The sequence below is a fragment of the Kitasatospora sp. NBC_00315 genome, from assembly GCF_041435095.1.
In the GTDB taxonomy this organism is placed as follows: Bacteria; Actinomycetota; Actinomycetes; order Streptomycetales; family Streptomycetaceae; genus Kitasatospora.
Window position 1 is genome coordinate 2759150 of sequence record NZ_CP108025.1, and the last position, 14371, is coordinate 2773520.

The following is a 14371-nucleotide window of genomic DNA, read 5'->3' on the forward strand; positions in this document are numbered from 1 at the left end:
AGTGCCCGGCCGCGCGCCGGGTGGCGCGGGCACCGGTCAGCCGTGGCCGACGACGGCACCGGGGGTGAAGACGGCGGGCAGCGCCACCAGGGCGCGCATCCAGGCCGACGGCCGCCAGACCAGGGCCTGCTCGGACACCCCGAGCCGGATGTCCGGCACGCGGTCCAGCAGCACCTCGATCGCGGTGGTCGAGATCACCTCGGCGATCTCCTGGGCCGGGAAGGGGCAGCGGTGGTCGCCGTGCGAGAAGCTCAGGTGCGCGTTGTTGCCCTCGGCGGCGCGGCCCGAGGCCCCCCGGACGGCCGGGTCCTGGTTGGCGGCGGCCAACCCCAGCAGCACCATGTCGCCGGCCGCGATCCGCCGGCCGCCCAGCTGGGTGTCGCCGGTGGCCCACCGCCCGGCGAAGATCTGGGTCGGGGTGTCCTCCCAGAGCACCTCGCTCAGGGCCTGGCTGACGCTGCGCCGCCCGCCGGAGAGCGCGGAGGCGAAGCGGTCGTCCGTCAGCATCAGGCGCAGCGCGTTGGAGATCCAGTTGGCGGTCGGCTGGTGGCCGGCCACCATCAGGACGGTCAGGTCCCGCATGAGCTCCTCGTCGGTCAGCCCGGCCGGGTGGGCCAGCATCCGCGAGGGGACGTCCGCCCCCGGGTTCTCGTGCTTGGCCGCGACCAGGTCGATCATGCTTCGGGCCATCCGGTGCTGGGCGTCGAGCGCGGCGGGGCCGCCGTCCAGGACGTCCAGGATGGAGCGGATCAGGACGGGCGTCTCGTCCTCGTCGATGCCGAAGATCCGGCAGAGCACCAGCAGCGGCAGCCGGTCGGCGTACTCGGCGACCAGATCGCACTCGCCGCGCCCGGAGAAACCGTCCACCAGGCGGTCGGCGACCTCCTCGCAGTGCTTGCGGACCTCGTACGGGTCCACCCCGGCCAGCGCGTCGGTCACGGCGCCGGCCCGGCGGCGGTGCTCCTCGCCCTCGGTGTAGAGCATCGAGGGCAGCGGCGCCACCATCGGCGTCAGCGGCCAGTCCTCGGGAATGTCCGGCCAGGCGTTCCAGCGCTTGGAGTCGCGGCCGAACAGCTTCGGCCGGCCGGTCACCAACTGCAGCTCCCGGTAGCCGAGCACCAGCCAGGCCGGGACGCCGCCGCCGACCTCCACCGGCGCGACCGGCCCGTAGCGCTCCCGCAGCTCCTGGTAGACCTGGGACGGATCGGTCTGGAAGCGCGGGCCGTACAGCGGGGCCGCGTCGGCGTGCGCGGGGCAGCCCGGCGGCGGGGTGAGGGCGGGCTCGGTCACTGGGTGCTCTCCTGTTCGGCTTCGGCCAGGGTGTGCAGATGGCGGACGAGCTCGATCAGCACCTGCTTGCTCGACTCGCGGTCACGCGCGTCGCAGTCCACCAGCGGCACCCGGTCGGGCAGGTCCAGCGCCCGGCGGACCTGGGCCAGGGTGTGGGTCGGTTCCGCGAAGACGTTGCGGGCGACGACGAAGGGCGTGCCGTGCTGCTCCAGCCGGTCGATGGCGTACCAGGAGTCGGCCAGGCGGCGGGTGTCCACCAGGACCACGGCGCCGAGCGCGCCGCTGAACAGGCGGTCCCAGAGGAACCAGAACCGCTCCTGTCCGGGCGCCCCGAACAGGTACAGCACGTTCCGCTCGGAGAGGGTGATCCGGCCGAAGTCGAACGCGACCGTGGTCGAGCGCTTCCCCGGAGAGGCCGAGGGGTCGTCGACGCCGACGCCCGCCCGGGTCATGGTCTCCTCGGTGTTGAGCGGACGGATCTCGCTGACCGCGCCGACCAGGGTGGTCTTGCCGACCCCGAAGCCGCCCACCACGACGATCTTCATTCCGTTGTCGGCGGCCGGGCCGAGCGCGGTCCGCGGTTCGAGCAGGGCGGTGCCCGGCCGCCCGGACCGGCCGTCGTCGGGCCGGGCGCTCTCGCGGCCGGCGTCAGAGCTGTTGGAGTCCATCGAGCACCTGCTTCAACGTGTCGAGATCGGGCAGCCGGGGAGCGGCTCCGGAGCGCCGGGCCGGGGAGAACCGGGGATGGCGCGCGCTCACCCGGCCGGCCTCCAGGAGGTCGCCCAGCAGGATCTTCGCGACGGACACCGGCAGCCCGAGGTCGGCGGCGATCTCCACCACCGCCGTCGGGGCGGCGCACATCCGCAGGATCCGGGCGTGCTCGGACTGCATGCCCGGCTGCGGCTCCTGCTCGGCGACGATCAGCGTGACCAGGTCGAGGGCGTTCTCCGCAGCGCGGCTGCGCCCTCCGGTGACGGTGTAGAGGCGATCCGGGTCGTCGTCGCGGCCCGGCAGCAACGGCGGCCCGCTCATGCCCGGGTGGTGGTGCCCGTGGCGGCGCCGCCGTCGGGATCGCGGGGCGGCGCACTGAGGTGGGTGCCGATCTGTTCGATCAGACCGTGCATGTTGTGGCCCACCACGCCGACGTCGGCGTCGTCGTCCGTGATCACGGCCAGGTGCGCGCCCTGACCGGCCGCCACGATGCACAGGATGCCGCCGTGGAACTCCGTCATCGACTGGCGTACACCGCCGCCGTGGTCGCCGAACTCGATGGAGGCGCCGTGCGCCAGGCTCTGCATGCCGGAGGCGATGGCCGCCAGCTGGTCCGCCTGGTCGGTGCTCAGCGCGGCGGTGTGACAGAGCTTCAGGCCGTCGGCCGAGAGCACCAGTGCGTGACGGGCACCGGGCGTGGCGGTCAGCAGGTTCTCCAGCAGCCAGTCGAGGTCGCGGTCGGTCGCGCTGCTCATCGGGAGTCGTCCTTCGGGGATGCGGGGGAATCGTCGGGGGTGTTCGGGGCCTGCAGGGCTCGGCGGAAGGCCCCGAACCGGGCGGCGGCCGGCGTCTTCGCCGGGCCGGCTGTGCCGGATCCGCCTGGGTGGGCGGTGGCGGGTGCAGGGCGTACGGGCGCGCCCGCGGGGGTCGCGGCGGCGAGGGTCTGGCCGCGCCGCCGCTGGGGCAGCCCGCCGTCCGCGGTCTCCGGCGACGCGTCGGCGGCCTGCTCCCGGCCGCCGGAGCGGCGCGGCTCGGCGACCGGCCGCTCCCGGAGCGGATCGGGCGCCCGGGCCGGGTCCGGCACCGGGTGGGTGATCAGCTGTTGGGGAATCAGCATGACGACGCCGGTGCCGCCTCGCGCGGACGGGCGGAACGAGATCTGCAGCCCGTGCTTGCGGGCCAGCGAGCCGACCACCGCCAGCCCGAGCCGGGTACCGGCCGAGAGGGTGCTGAGGTCGAGCGGCTCGGCGCAGACCGCCCGTTCGGCCCGGCGCAGCCAGCCGTCGCCGAGGCCGAGGCCGCCGTCCTCGACGGTGATCACCAGTCCGGCGTGCACCTCCTCGACGTAGACGTGCACCTCAGCCGGCGGGGCGGAGAAGTTGGTGGCGTTGTCGAGCAGTTCGGCGAGCGCGTGCATCACGCCCTCGGCGGCGTAGCCGGCCACGGCCGCGCCGCTGGCGTTGTGCAGCCGCACCCGCTGGTAGGCGGCGATCCGGCCGAGTGCGCCGCGCAGCACCGACTCGACGCCGATCGGCTTGGTCCAGCGGCGGCCGGAGCGGGCGCCGGTGAGCACGGCGATGCTGTCGGCCAGCCTGCCCGCCTGGGCGGTGGCGTGGTCGAGCCGCAGCAGGTCGCCGAGGACCTCCTCGTCGTGCCGGTGCTGCATCTCGCGCAGCTCGGCGTGCATGCTGGTGGCCAGTGCCTGGACGCGTCCGGCCGCGGTGGCGCAGACCGCCAGCGCCGCCGCCCGGACCCGCTCGCCGTGGCCGACCTGTTCGGCGACGGTGCGCAGCAGGGCGACGTGCGGGTGGCGGCGGTGCGCCGCCAGGGCGGTGTCGACGGAGGCGCCGGCCCGCAGGCGTTCGACCACCGCGGGCAGGATCTCGTCGGCCAGCCGGACGAGTTCGGCGCGTTCGGCGCCGGCCCTCTCGGCGCCGGCCAGGGCGGTCGCGAGTTCCGCACGGGCGGTGGCCGCCTCGGCGAGGGCGGCCGCCCGCTCGGCCCCGGCGGTCCGGGCGGCGGCGAGGGCCTCGGCGGCCTGCGCGCGGGCGGCCTCGGCGCCGGTCCGGGCGGTTTCCAGGGCGGCCCGGCAGTCGGCCACTTCGGCGGCGGCCCGGCGGGCCCGTCCGTCGGCGGAGGCGGCGACGCCCACCGCGATCAGCCACAGAACGACCACGGCACAGACCGCGGCGACGGTGAGCGGCTGGTGAGCGGCTGCGGCCCGGGCCACGGCGACCGGTCCGGCGACGGCCGCCAGCAGGACGGCGGCGGCCCCCAGCGCCGCGGTGCGGGGGGCCGGTCTCCGGGAGGGGCCGCGCTCGGATCTCGTGCGTGCTCTCATCAATCCGGTCCTCGGCAGCAGGCTTCGACGCAGGGCGGGCGACAGCGCACAGCCGCCCGGGTGCCGATGGCACCTCCGGACGGCTGATCAGTTCGCGCGATCGGCAGATCATATCCATTCATCGGACGTACTCAAGTGGCCAGTTGACGGACAGTCTGAGACGTCCACAGTCCCCACACGGATCGCCCGGCGCGAACTACCCCACGGGCGGCCGGGCGAGTACGGCCTCGATCGCTCGGCGCGAACTACCCCACGGGCGGCCGGGCGAGTACGGCCTCGATCGCCCGGCGCACCGCCGCGGGGTCCGCCCCGTGACCGGCGATCACCCGGGCACCCGCTCCACGGCCCTCGCGCAGCAGCCCCAGCACGAGATGACCCGACGCGATCTCGCCGGAGCGCAACCGGGACGACTCCCGGAGTGACAGCTCCAGCACCTTCTTCGCCTCGTCGGAGAACGGCAGCCGTCCGCCCTCGCTCCTGAACCAGCCCTTTCCGCGCTCGCTCGCCGGGGCCGGCCCGTCGAGCGCGCCCGCCCCGAACTCCGCCTCGACCGCCGCCCGGACCGCGTCCAGATCCACCCCGATCGCGGCCAGCGCCTGACCGTCGTCGGCATCGCCGCGCAGCCGGAGCACGGCCGCCCGGGCGGTGACGAGATCGAGCCCGGCGTCGATCAGGACGCGGGCCGCCGGGTCCTCCGTCTGCCGCAGCACCCCGAGCAGCAGGTGCTCGCCGCCGATCACGGTATGACGTAGGGCGGCCGCCTCCTCGCGGGCCTGGACGACCGCACTGCGTGCGGCCACGGTGAATCGCTCGAACATCTCAGCCTCCGTCCTTCTCGAAACCGCGCCTGGCGTACTTCTTGTGGACGGCCTGCCGGCTCACGCCCAGGCAGACCGCGATGTCCTGCCAGGACCAGCCCTGTCCACGGGCGTTGCCCACTTGGAGGTCCTCCAGGCGGTCCGCCAGATCGCGCAGTGCGCGGACCGCCCGAAGTCCCACGGCGGGGTCACGACTGCTCGCGGCAGCCGCGAGTTCCTTGGTGTCGCTCATGCTGTCAACCTAGGTTGACAGCACCCGGATGTCAACCCTGGTTGACGCCTCCGTCCCGGTCGCGCCGCTCCCGCCCGGAGCCCGGGCCCCGGCCGCCGAACCGCTCGGCCAGTGCCTGCGCGAAGGTACCCACCCCGTCGGCGCGCTCCGGCGTCAGGTTTCCACCCGCCCTCAGCTGCCGGAAGGCCGCACCGGGCAGCCGCACGGGCAGCAGCACCCGGCGCAGCCCGGCCGCCCGGAGGTAGGCCAGCGCCAGCTCGCGGTGCCCGAGCACCTGGGGCCCCCCGATCTCCGGCGCGTACCCCGCCGGCGCCCCGCCCACCAGCTCGACCAGCCGGGCCGCGACCTCCCGGACGTCCACCGGCTGGACGCGCACCCCGGCCGCCACCGGGACCACCGGCGACCTGGCGCTGACCTTCAGGACGGTCATCACCAGGTCGTGGAACTGGGTCGCCCGCAGGATCGTCCAGCCCACCCCCGAGTCGCGCACCAGCCGCTCGGCCGCCAGCTTCGCCCGGTAGTAGCCGATCGGCACCCGGTCCACCCCGACGATCGACACGTACACCAGGTGCGGCACCCCGGCCCGGCGCAGCGCCGCCGTCAGGTTCGCCGTCGCCGCGACATCCCCCTTGCCCTGGGTGGTCGCACAGTCGACCACCGCCGCCACACCGGCCACGGCGGCGTCCACCCCCTCCCCCGTGGTGAGATCCCCCACCACCCACGCGTGCCCGCCACCCGAACGCTGGCGGCGGCTCAGCACCCGCACCTCGTGGCCCCGTGCGAGCAGCAGGCGCACCACCTCGCTGCCCAGCGTGCCGGTACCTCCGGTCACCAGAATCGGCTTCATCACGACCTCACTCTCCTCGTCCTCGGGAACAACGACCGGACGGCCCCGCGGAGCGTGACATCGGCCCCGAACGGAGCAGGCCGTCGCCGCCCGAGCACCGCCGCGACCGGCCCGAAGCGGGCTGCGGCGGGCGAACGGCGGGTTCCTGCGGGCGAACGGCGGCCCGGACCGGCCCGGCGTCGGTATGATCACCGGTCCATGGAGACGAGCGCGGAACTCGGGATGACGCCCATCGCGGCCGGACGGGTGGTGCTGAGCGACCGGCGCACGCAACGGAGTTGGCCGGCCGACCTCGCACCGTACGAGCTGTCGGCCTTCCCGGTCACCCAGGACCGGTACGCCCAGGTCACCGGCCTGTGGCCGAGCAGTGTGCGGGGCGAGCGGCTGCCCGTCGAGGGGGTGTCCTGGCACGACGCCGTCCGGTTCTGCAACGCCCTGTCCCGCGCCGAGGGCCTGGCACCCGCCTACCGCCTCGACTCCGGCGCCGAGACCGTCGAGTGGGACGCGGCCGCCGACGGCTACCGGCTGCCGACCGAGGCCGAGTGGGAGTACGCCTGCCGGGCCGGCACCGAGCAGCCGCGGTACGGGCCGCTCGACGAGATCGCCTGGCACCGCGGCAACTCTCAGGAGCGGATGCACGAGGTGGGCGGCAGGCGGCCGAACGCCTGGGGGCTCCACGACATGCTGGGCAACGTCTGGGAGTGGTGCTGGGACCTCTACGACGCCGAGGTCTACGGCAGCTACCGGGTGCTGCGCGGGGGCGGGTGGTTCGACGAGCGCTGGAGCTGCCGCGCCTCGGTACGGCGCCGCAGCCACCCGACCTTCCGGATCGACGACGTGGGCTTCCGCGTCGCGCGCACCGCGGGGCGCTGACCCCGGGACACGGGACACGGGACAGCGGCGCACGCGGACACGCCGAAGGGGACCGGCCGTCGGCCGGTCCCCTTCGGGTCACTGCTCAGCAGGGCGCGCGGACCGGGCCGGGTACGTCACACCCGGCCCGGACCCGCCCGGTGTCAGCTGCAGCCGCTGGTCGAGCCGCAGCCCTCGCAGAGGTAGCAGCTGCCCGCGCGGCGCATCTTGGTGCCGCAGGAGAAGCAGAGCGGGGCGTCGGCGTTCAGGCCGAGCTGGATCTCCATCAGTTCGGTGGAGTTGTGCGCCTGGGCCGGGGCGGCCTTCGGCTGCTCGACGGCGGCCGGCCGGGCCGGGGCGACCGGTTCGACGGCGCGGGGAGCGGACTGGGCCAGGCCCTCGACGTCCAGCTCGTCGCCCTCCAGCGGCTCGTAGGAGCCGGTGTCCAGGTGCCGCTGACGCTCCTCGACCGAGTGGATGCCGAGCGCGGAGCGGGTCTCGAACGGGAGGAAGTCGAGTGCCAGGCGACGGAAGATGTAGTCCACGATCGACTGCGCCATCCGCACGTCCGGGTCGTCCGTCAGACCGGCCGGCTCGAAGCGCATGTTGGTGAACTTCGAGACGTAGGTCTCCAACGGCACGCCGTACTGGAGGCCGACCGAGACGGCGATGGAGAAGGCGTCCATCATGCCCGCGAGGGTCGAGCCCTGCTTGGACATCTTGAGGAAGACCTCGCCCAGACCGTCGTCCGGGTAGGAGTTGGCGGTCATGTAGCCCTCGGCGCCGCCCACCGTGAAGGAGGTGGTGATGCCCGGACGGCCCTTGGGGAGGCGCTTGCGCACCGGGCGGTACTCGACGACCTGCTGGACGACGGGGGACGCCTCGGCCTTGGGCGCCTCGACCGCGGGGGTCTTGGTCTTGGCCGAGAGCGGCTGACCGACCTTGCAGTTGTCGCGGTAGATGGCCAGCGCCTTGACGCCGAGCTTCCACGCCTCGAAGTAGATCTCCTCGATCTCCTCGACGGTGGCGCTCTGGGGCATGTTGACGGTCTTGGAGATCGCGCCGGAGATCCACGGCTGGATGGCCGCCATCATCCGCACGTGGCCCATCGCCGAGATGACCCGCTCGCCCATGGCGCAGTCGAACACCTCGTAGTGCTCGGGCTTCAGGCTCGGGGCGTCCACCACGTTGCCGTGCTCGGAGATGTGGTCGACGACCGCCTCGATCTGCTCGGGCTGGTAGCCGAGGCGCTTGAGGGCGCGCGGCACCGTGCCGTTGACGATCTGCATCGAGCCGCCGCCGACCAGCTTCTTGAACTTGACCAGGGCGAGGTCGGGCTCGACCCCGGTGGTGTCGCAGTCCATCATCAGGCCGATGGTCCCGGTGGGGGCGAGCACCGACGCCTGGGCGTTGCGGAAACCGTGCTGCGCACCGATGCGCAGCACGTCCTGCCAGGTCTCCGTGGCCGCGGCCCAGACCGGGGCGTCCAGCTCGTCCGACGGGACGGTGGCGGCGTTGGCGTCCGCGTGCTGGCGCATGACCCGCAGGTGCGGCTCGGCGTTGCGGGCGTAGCCGTCGTACGGGCCGACCACGCCGGCCAGCTCGGCGCCGCGGCGGTAGGCGGTGCCGGTCATCAGCGAGGTGATGGCGCCGGCCAGCGCGCGGCCGCCCTCGGAGTCGTAGGCGTGGCCGGTGGCCATCAGCAGGGCGCCGAGGTTGGCGTAGCCGATGCCGAGCTGGCGGTAGGCGCGGGTGGTCTCGCCGATCTTCTCGGTGGGGAAGTCGGCGAAGCAGATGGAGATGTCCATCGCGGTGATGACCAGCTCGACGACCTTGGCGAAGCGCTCGGCGTCGAAGCTGTCGTCGTCGCGCAGGAACTTCATCAGGTTGAGCGAGGCGAGGTTGCAGCTGGAGTTGTCCAGGTGCATGTACTCGGAGCAGGGGTTGGACGCGTTGATGCGGCCGGACTCCGGGCAGGTGTGCCAGTGGTTGATCGTCGAGTCGTACTGGATGCCGGGGTCGGCGCAGGCCCAGGCGGCCTCGGCCATCTTGCGGAAGAGCTTCTTGGCGTCGACGGTCTCGATGACCTCGCCGGTCATCCGGGCGCGCAGGCCGAACTCGGTGCCGTTCTCGACCGCGGTCATGAACTCGTCGGAGACCCGGACCGAGTTGTTGGCGTTCTGGTACTGGACGGAGGTGATGTCATCCCCGCCGAGGTCCATGTCGAAGCCCGCGTCGCGCAGGGCGCGGATCTTCTCCTCCTCCTTCACCTTGGTCTCGATGAAGGCCTCGACGTCCGGGTGGTCCACGTCCAGGACGACCATCTTGGCCGCGCGGCGGGTCGCGCCGCCCGACTTGATGGTGCCGGCGGAGGCATCCGCGCCGCGCATGAAGGAGACCGGGCCGGAGGCGTTGCCGCCGGAGGACAGCAGCTCCTTGGAGGACCGGATCCGGGAGAGGTTGAGGCCGGCGCCGGAGCCGCCCTTGAAGATCATGCCCTCTTCCTTGTACCAGTCGAGGATCGACTCCATGGAGTCGTCGACGGCCAGGATGAAGCAGGCGCTGACCTGCTGGGGCTGCTTGGTGCCGACGTTGAACCAGACCGGCGAGTTGAAGCTGAAGACCTGGTGGAGGAGGGCGTAGGTCAGCTCGTGCTCGAAGACCTCGGCGTCCTCGGGAGCGGTGAAGTAGCCGTTCTTCTCCCCGGCGGCGCGGTAGGTGAGCACCACCCGGTCGATGATCTGCTTGAGGCTCCACTCGCGCTGGGGGCTGCCCACGGCGCCGCGGAAGTACTTGGAGGTGACGATGTTCACCGCGTTCACCGACCAGCTGTCGGGGAACTCCACGCCGCGCTGCTCGAAGTTGATCGAGCCGTCGCGCCAGTTGGTCATGACGACGTCGCGGCGCTCCCAGGTGACCTCGTCGTAGGGGTGCACTCCAGGGGTGGTGTGGATGCGCTCGATCCGCAGACCGCCCTTGGGGGCCTTTCCGGCGCCCCTGGCCGCCTTGTCGGACTTGGACCCGCGTGCGGAACCGCTCGTCGTGTCTGTCACTTCTCGCTCCTCCTCCTGGGCAAACGCCCTCGGCGCCCCTTTGCTTCCGGGGTGCCGTTGGTTCGCTTCTCCTGGTGTGCGGGCAGTCGGTGGCGCCGGCTGCTCACGCACGGTTTGTGGTGTTCTGTGCCCAGCTTTCGGGCACGCGTCAGCCCCGAGGGGCCGGTCGGTACGGTTCTAGGTTCTAGTACCTCTGTGTTACGTCGGCGGGTCGCCGTACGCGTCGGTACGGTTCGCCGTGCCGGCGTGCGCGTCGGTACGGGTCGTGCGGTGCGCGCCGGTCAGGGCGCGGCGACGGGAGCCGGCACCGGGGTGCCGACCTCCAGGCTGAAGGGCCGCTCGGCGCGGAGCTCCGCGATGGCGGCCTCGAAGTCCTCGAGCCCGTCGTACGCCCGGTACACGCTGGCGAAGCGCAGGTAGGCGACGACGTCGAGGTCCTTGAGCGGACCGAGTATGGCGAGCCCCACGTCGTGTGTCGAGAGCTCCGCGCTGCCACTGGCCCGCAGGCACTCCTCGACCCGCTGGCCGAGCTGGGCGAGCGCGTCCTCGGTGACCGGTCGTCCCTGGCAGGCCTTGCGGACGCCGGAGATGACCTTCTCCCGACTGAACGGCTCGGTGACGCCGCTGCGCTTGATGACCATCAGCGCGGCCGTCTCCACCGTGGTGAAACGGCGGCTGCAGTCGGGGCACTGCCGGCGGCGGCGGATCGAGCTTCCGTCGTCGGTGGTACGACTGTCGACGACGCGACTGTCGGAGTGCCTACAGAAGGGGCAGTGCACCTTGAGGAATCCCTCCCTGGCATGACGTGCGGACCAGACAAGTCTACGCGATGAGGCGGGCCCGACCACAACCTGTGGACCCGAGGAGCAGACTAGCCACTACATGTAGCTCTCTGCGGCATCCGATGTACCAGGCGTGTCGCCCGGGATTAGACTTTGTCGAGTCGAACATTTAATCGATGTACAACAAAGCCTTGATCGAGTGTGCCAACTCTCGAATAATTCACTCGAACGTGTGTTTGGCGCAACCTTTCGATAGGTGCTGCCGTTGGGCTGGCGAAGGGGAGGACATCCGTCGAGAGGGGCCGCCGTGAACACGATCGAGAGCAACACCATCCCGGTGCAGGAACACTCCCAGCTCAAGGTGGGGCAGCGCACCACGAACCAGCAGAGTGTGGACCACAGCATGGACCGTAGCGAAGACCACCGCCTGGTCGGCCAGGCCGTCACGAGCGTCAGCCGCGTCCCGGACCAGTCGATCGAGCACTCCTCCACCCAGGACGGCGCTCTCGGCAACCCGGCCCCCACCCGCCTGCCGGGCCGCCCGCCGGGCATCCGTACCGACGAGGCCGGACTGACCGAGCGCCAGCGCCGCGTCATCGAGGTCATCCGGGATTCCGTCCAGCGCCGGGGCTACCCGCCGAGCATGCGTGAGATCGGCCAGGCCGTCGGCCTGTCGAGCACCTCCTCGGTCGCCCACCAGCTGATGGCCCTGGAGCGCAAGGGCTTCCTCCGCCGGGACCCGCACCGCCCCCGGGCGTACGAGGTGCGCGGGGTGGAGGTCAGCCGCCCGAACACCGCCGAGACGGCGGGCCGTCCGTCCACCTCCTACGTGCCGCTGGTCGGCCGGATCGCCGCCGGTGGCCCGATCCTGGCCGAGCAGACCGTCGAGGACGTCTTCCCCCTCCCCCGTCAGCTGGTCGGCGAGGGGGAGCTCTTCGCGCTCACCGTCCGCGGCGACTCGATGATCGAGGCCGCGATCTGTGACGGCGACTGGGTGACCGTCCGCCGGCAGCCGGTCGCCGAGAACGGCGACATCGTGGCCGCGATGATCGACGGCGAAGCCACCGTCAAGCGGCTGAAGCGCGAGGACGGCCGGATCTGGCTGATGCCGCACAACCCGGCGTACGACCCGATCCCCGGCGACAACGCGACCATTCTCGGCAAGGTCGTCGCGGTGCTCCGCCGGCTCTGACCCACCGGCACGTGGAACGCCGACACGGACGCCAGGGCGCACGACAGATGAAGGGGGCTCCGGCAGCGGCCGGAGCCCCCTCTGTCGTCCACTGTCGTCCTCTGCCGTCCGCCGCGGAGAACGCGCCGTCCTGACGGTCAGCCGCGCTTGGCGACCGGGCGCGGCTCGGGCGCCGAGGCGTCGATCGCCGCCAGCGAGCGGCGCACCTGGTTGCGGTCGGTGGTGTACCAGAACTCCGGCATCGAGGACCGGAAGAAGCCGCCGTACCGGGCGGTGGCCAGCCTCGGATCCAGCACCGCCACCACCCCCTTGTCGTCCGCCGCGCGGACCAACCGGCCGGCGCCCTGCGCCATCAGCAGCGCGGCGTGGGTGGCCGCGACCGCCATGAAGCCGTTCCCGCCGCCCTCCTCGACCGCCTTCTGCCGGGCGCTCATCAGCGGGTCGTCCGGGCGCGGGAAGGGAATCCGGTCCATCACGACCAGCTGGCAGGCCGAGCCCGGCACGTCGACGCCCTGCCAGAGCGAGAGCGTGCCGAACAGGCAGGCCGACGCCTCCGAGGCGAAATCCCGGATCAGCTCGCCGAGGGTGTCCTCGCCCTGCAGCAGGATCCGGTTGTCCAGCCGCTCGCGCATCGCCTCGGCCGCCGCCTGGGCGGCCCGCATCGAGGAGAACAGCCCGAGGGTCCGGCCGCCGGCCGCCCCGATCAGCTCCTCCAGCTCCGCCAGCATCTCCGGCCGGTCGGGCTCCCGGCCCGGCGGCGGCAGATGCCTGGCCACGTAGAGGATGCCCTGCTTCGGGTACGCGAACGGCGAGCCGACGTCGATGCCGCGCCAGTACGGCGGGCTGTCCTCGCCGACCTCCGGCTCGGACTCCTGCGGCCCCCGGAGGTCGGCCAGCCGGCCCTCGCCGGGCAGGCCCACCGAGGCCGCCACACCGTGGAAGTCCCCGCCGAGCTTGAGGGTCGCCGAGGTCAGGACGACCGAGCGCTCCTTGTAGAGGTTCTCCCGCAACAGCCCCGACACGCTGAGCGGCGCGACCCGCAGGGAGGCCGTGCCCAGGCCGAAGCGGTCCGGGCGCTCGATCCACACCACGTCGTACTCGGACTCCGACAGCAGGCGCTCGGCCGTCTCGTGCAGCGTCTCGGCGGAGGCCATCGCCTGCTTGCGGACCGCGTCCTCGTCGGTGAGCGCCTTGTCCCTGGTCTCCCCCAGCGAGGTGATCACCTGGCGGGCCGCGTCGCGGATCGCCGCGACCGCGTAGGAGAGGTACTCGGGCAGCTCCTCGACCCGGCCGGGCTGCGCCGTCTCCATCAGGCCGTGGTAGCTCTCGGCGGCGGCCTGCAGCGCGTCCACCGCCTTCTCGTTGGCGAGCCGGGCGGCCCGCTTCACCGTCCGGTTGACGGCGCCGACGGTGAGCTCCGCGGTGGCCGCGCCGGTCACCCGGTTCACCAGCTCGTGCGCCTCGTCCACGATCAGCAGCCCGTGCTCCGGCAGCACCGGGGCGCCCTCGATCGCGTCGATCGCCAGCATCGCGTGGTTGGTGACGACGATGTCCGCGAGCTTGGCCCGCTCGCGTGCCTTCTCCGCGAAGCACTCCGGGCCGTAGGCGCACCTGCTGGCGCCCAGGCACTCCTTGGACGTGACGGAGAGCTGCGCCCAGGCCTTGTCGGAGACGCCGGGGGTGAGGTCGTCGCGATCCCCGGTCTCCGTCTCGTCCGCCCAGTCGCGCAGCCGCAGGACGTCGCGGCCGAGCTTGCCGGTCGGACCACCGAGGGCGTCGACCGCGTCGAACAGGCCCTCGCCCTCCTCGCTAGGCGTGCCCTCGTGCGCGCGGTGCAGGCAGAGGTAGTTGGAGCGGCCCTTGAGCATCGCGAACAGCGGCCGGCGGCGCAGCACCGGGTGCAGGGCGTCGACCGTCCGCGGCAGGTCCCGCTCCACCAGCTGGCGCTGGAGCGCCAGGGTGGCCGTGGCGACCACCACCCTGTCGCCGTGCGCGAGCGCCGGGACGAGGTACGCCAGGGACTTTCCGGTGCCGGTGCCGGCCTGCACGAGCAGGTGCTCGCCGTGGTCGACGGCGTCGGAGACGGCCTCGGCCATCCGGACCTGGCCGGGGCGCTCCACGCCGCCGACCGCGGCGACCGCCGCGTGCAGCAGTTCCGGGAGACGGGCCCGGGAGGCCAAGTCGGCGGGGGCGGCTGCTGCCTCGGCGTCGTCGCCGGGCAGGGGCTGGGGTTGGGAGTCGTTCGTCATCGCC

Annotated in this window: 13 protein-coding genes; 2 read left to right on the forward strand and 11 right to left on the reverse strand. The window is 72.8% G+C overall.

The features are described from left to right. Positions 1-36 precede the first annotated feature (36 nt). From OG823_RS10985 to OG823_RS11020, 8 genes are all read right to left on the reverse strand, one after another. The gene (locus OG823_RS10985) at positions 37-1290 is read right to left on the reverse strand and encodes a cytochrome P450 (protein ID WP_371479287.1); all 1254 of its coding nucleotides are present in this window, start codon (positions 1288-1290) and stop codon (positions 37-39) included. Then, positions 1287-1958: an ATP/GTP-binding protein gene (locus OG823_RS10990; RefSeq protein ID WP_371479288.1), complete on the reverse strand. Its 672-nt coding sequence runs from the start codon at positions 1956-1958 to the stop codon at positions 1287-1289. The genes OG823_RS10985 and OG823_RS10990 overlap by 4 nt, the downstream gene beginning before the upstream one ends. Further along, positions 1939-2322, reverse strand: coding sequence for a DUF742 domain-containing protein (locus OG823_RS10995; protein WP_371479289.1), 384 nt, complete (start codon positions 2320-2322; stop codon positions 1939-1941). The genes OG823_RS10990 and OG823_RS10995 overlap by 20 nt, the downstream gene beginning before the upstream one ends. Then, positions 2319-2756, reverse strand: a complete 438-nt coding sequence (locus OG823_RS11000) for a roadblock/LC7 domain-containing protein (RefSeq protein WP_371479290.1) — start codon at positions 2754-2756, stop codon at positions 2319-2321. Before OG823_RS11000 ends, OG823_RS10995 begins: the two co-directional genes overlap by 4 nt. Beyond that, positions 2753-4342, reverse strand: coding sequence for an ATP-binding protein (locus OG823_RS11005; RefSeq protein ID WP_371479291.1), 1590 nt, complete (start codon positions 4340-4342; stop codon positions 2753-2755). The genes OG823_RS11000 and OG823_RS11005 overlap by 4 nt, the downstream gene beginning before the upstream one ends. A gap of 245 nt (positions 4343-4587) precedes the next feature. Continuing rightward, the gene (locus tag OG823_RS11010; RefSeq protein ID WP_371479292.1) at positions 4588-5160 is read right to left on the reverse strand and encodes a Clp protease N-terminal domain-containing protein; all 573 of its coding nucleotides are present in this window, start codon (positions 5158-5160) and stop codon (positions 4588-4590) included. Between the two features lies 1 nt (position 5161). Next, complete coding sequence (locus tag OG823_RS11015; RefSeq protein ID WP_371479293.1) at positions 5162-5392, reverse strand: RNA polymerase subunit sigma-70; 231 nt, start codon at positions 5390-5392, stop codon at positions 5162-5164. A 31-nt stretch (positions 5393-5423) separates the two neighbouring features. Continuing rightward, positions 5424-6239 (reverse strand): SDR family oxidoreductase, encoded by an 816-nt coding sequence (locus OG823_RS11020; RefSeq protein ID WP_371484421.1) that lies wholly within the window; start codon positions 6237-6239, stop codon positions 5424-5426. 198 nt (positions 6240-6437) lie between these two features. On the opposite strand from OG823_RS11020, the gene OG823_RS11025 reads away from it, so the two are divergent. Next, positions 6438-7112 (forward strand): formylglycine-generating enzyme family protein, encoded by a 675-nt coding sequence (locus OG823_RS11025; protein ID WP_371479294.1) that lies wholly within the window; start codon positions 6438-6440, stop codon positions 7110-7112. Between the two features lie 143 nt (positions 7113-7255). On the opposite strand, the gene OG823_RS11030 is transcribed toward OG823_RS11025, so the two are convergent. Both OG823_RS11030 and nrdR read right to left on the reverse strand, forming a co-directional pair. Then, positions 7256-10144, reverse strand: a complete 2889-nt coding sequence (locus OG823_RS11030) for a vitamin B12-dependent ribonucleotide reductase (RefSeq protein WP_371479295.1) — start codon at positions 10142-10144, stop codon at positions 7256-7258. Positions 10145-10425: 281 nt separating this feature from the next. Further along, positions 10426-10923 carry a transcriptional regulator NrdR gene (gene nrdR, locus OG823_RS11035; RefSeq protein WP_371479296.1) on the reverse strand — a complete coding sequence of 166 codons (498 nt, stop codon included), beginning with the start codon at positions 10921-10923 and terminating at the stop codon, positions 10426-10428. A gap of 310 nt (positions 10924-11233) precedes the next feature. Here nrdR and lexA point away from each other — a divergent pair, with 310 nt between their 5' ends. Continuing rightward, positions 11234-12118 (forward strand): transcriptional repressor LexA, encoded by an 885-nt coding sequence (gene lexA, locus OG823_RS11040; RefSeq protein ID WP_371479297.1) that lies wholly within the window; start codon positions 11234-11236, stop codon positions 12116-12118. A 137-nt stretch (positions 12119-12255) separates the two neighbouring features. On the opposite strand, the gene OG823_RS11045 is transcribed toward lexA, so the two are convergent. After that, the gene (locus tag OG823_RS11045; RefSeq protein ID WP_371479298.1) at positions 12256-14367 is read right to left on the reverse strand and encodes an ATP-dependent DNA helicase; all 2112 of its coding nucleotides are present in this window, start codon (positions 14365-14367) and stop codon (positions 12256-12258) included. Positions 14368-14371 lie beyond the last annotated feature (4 nt).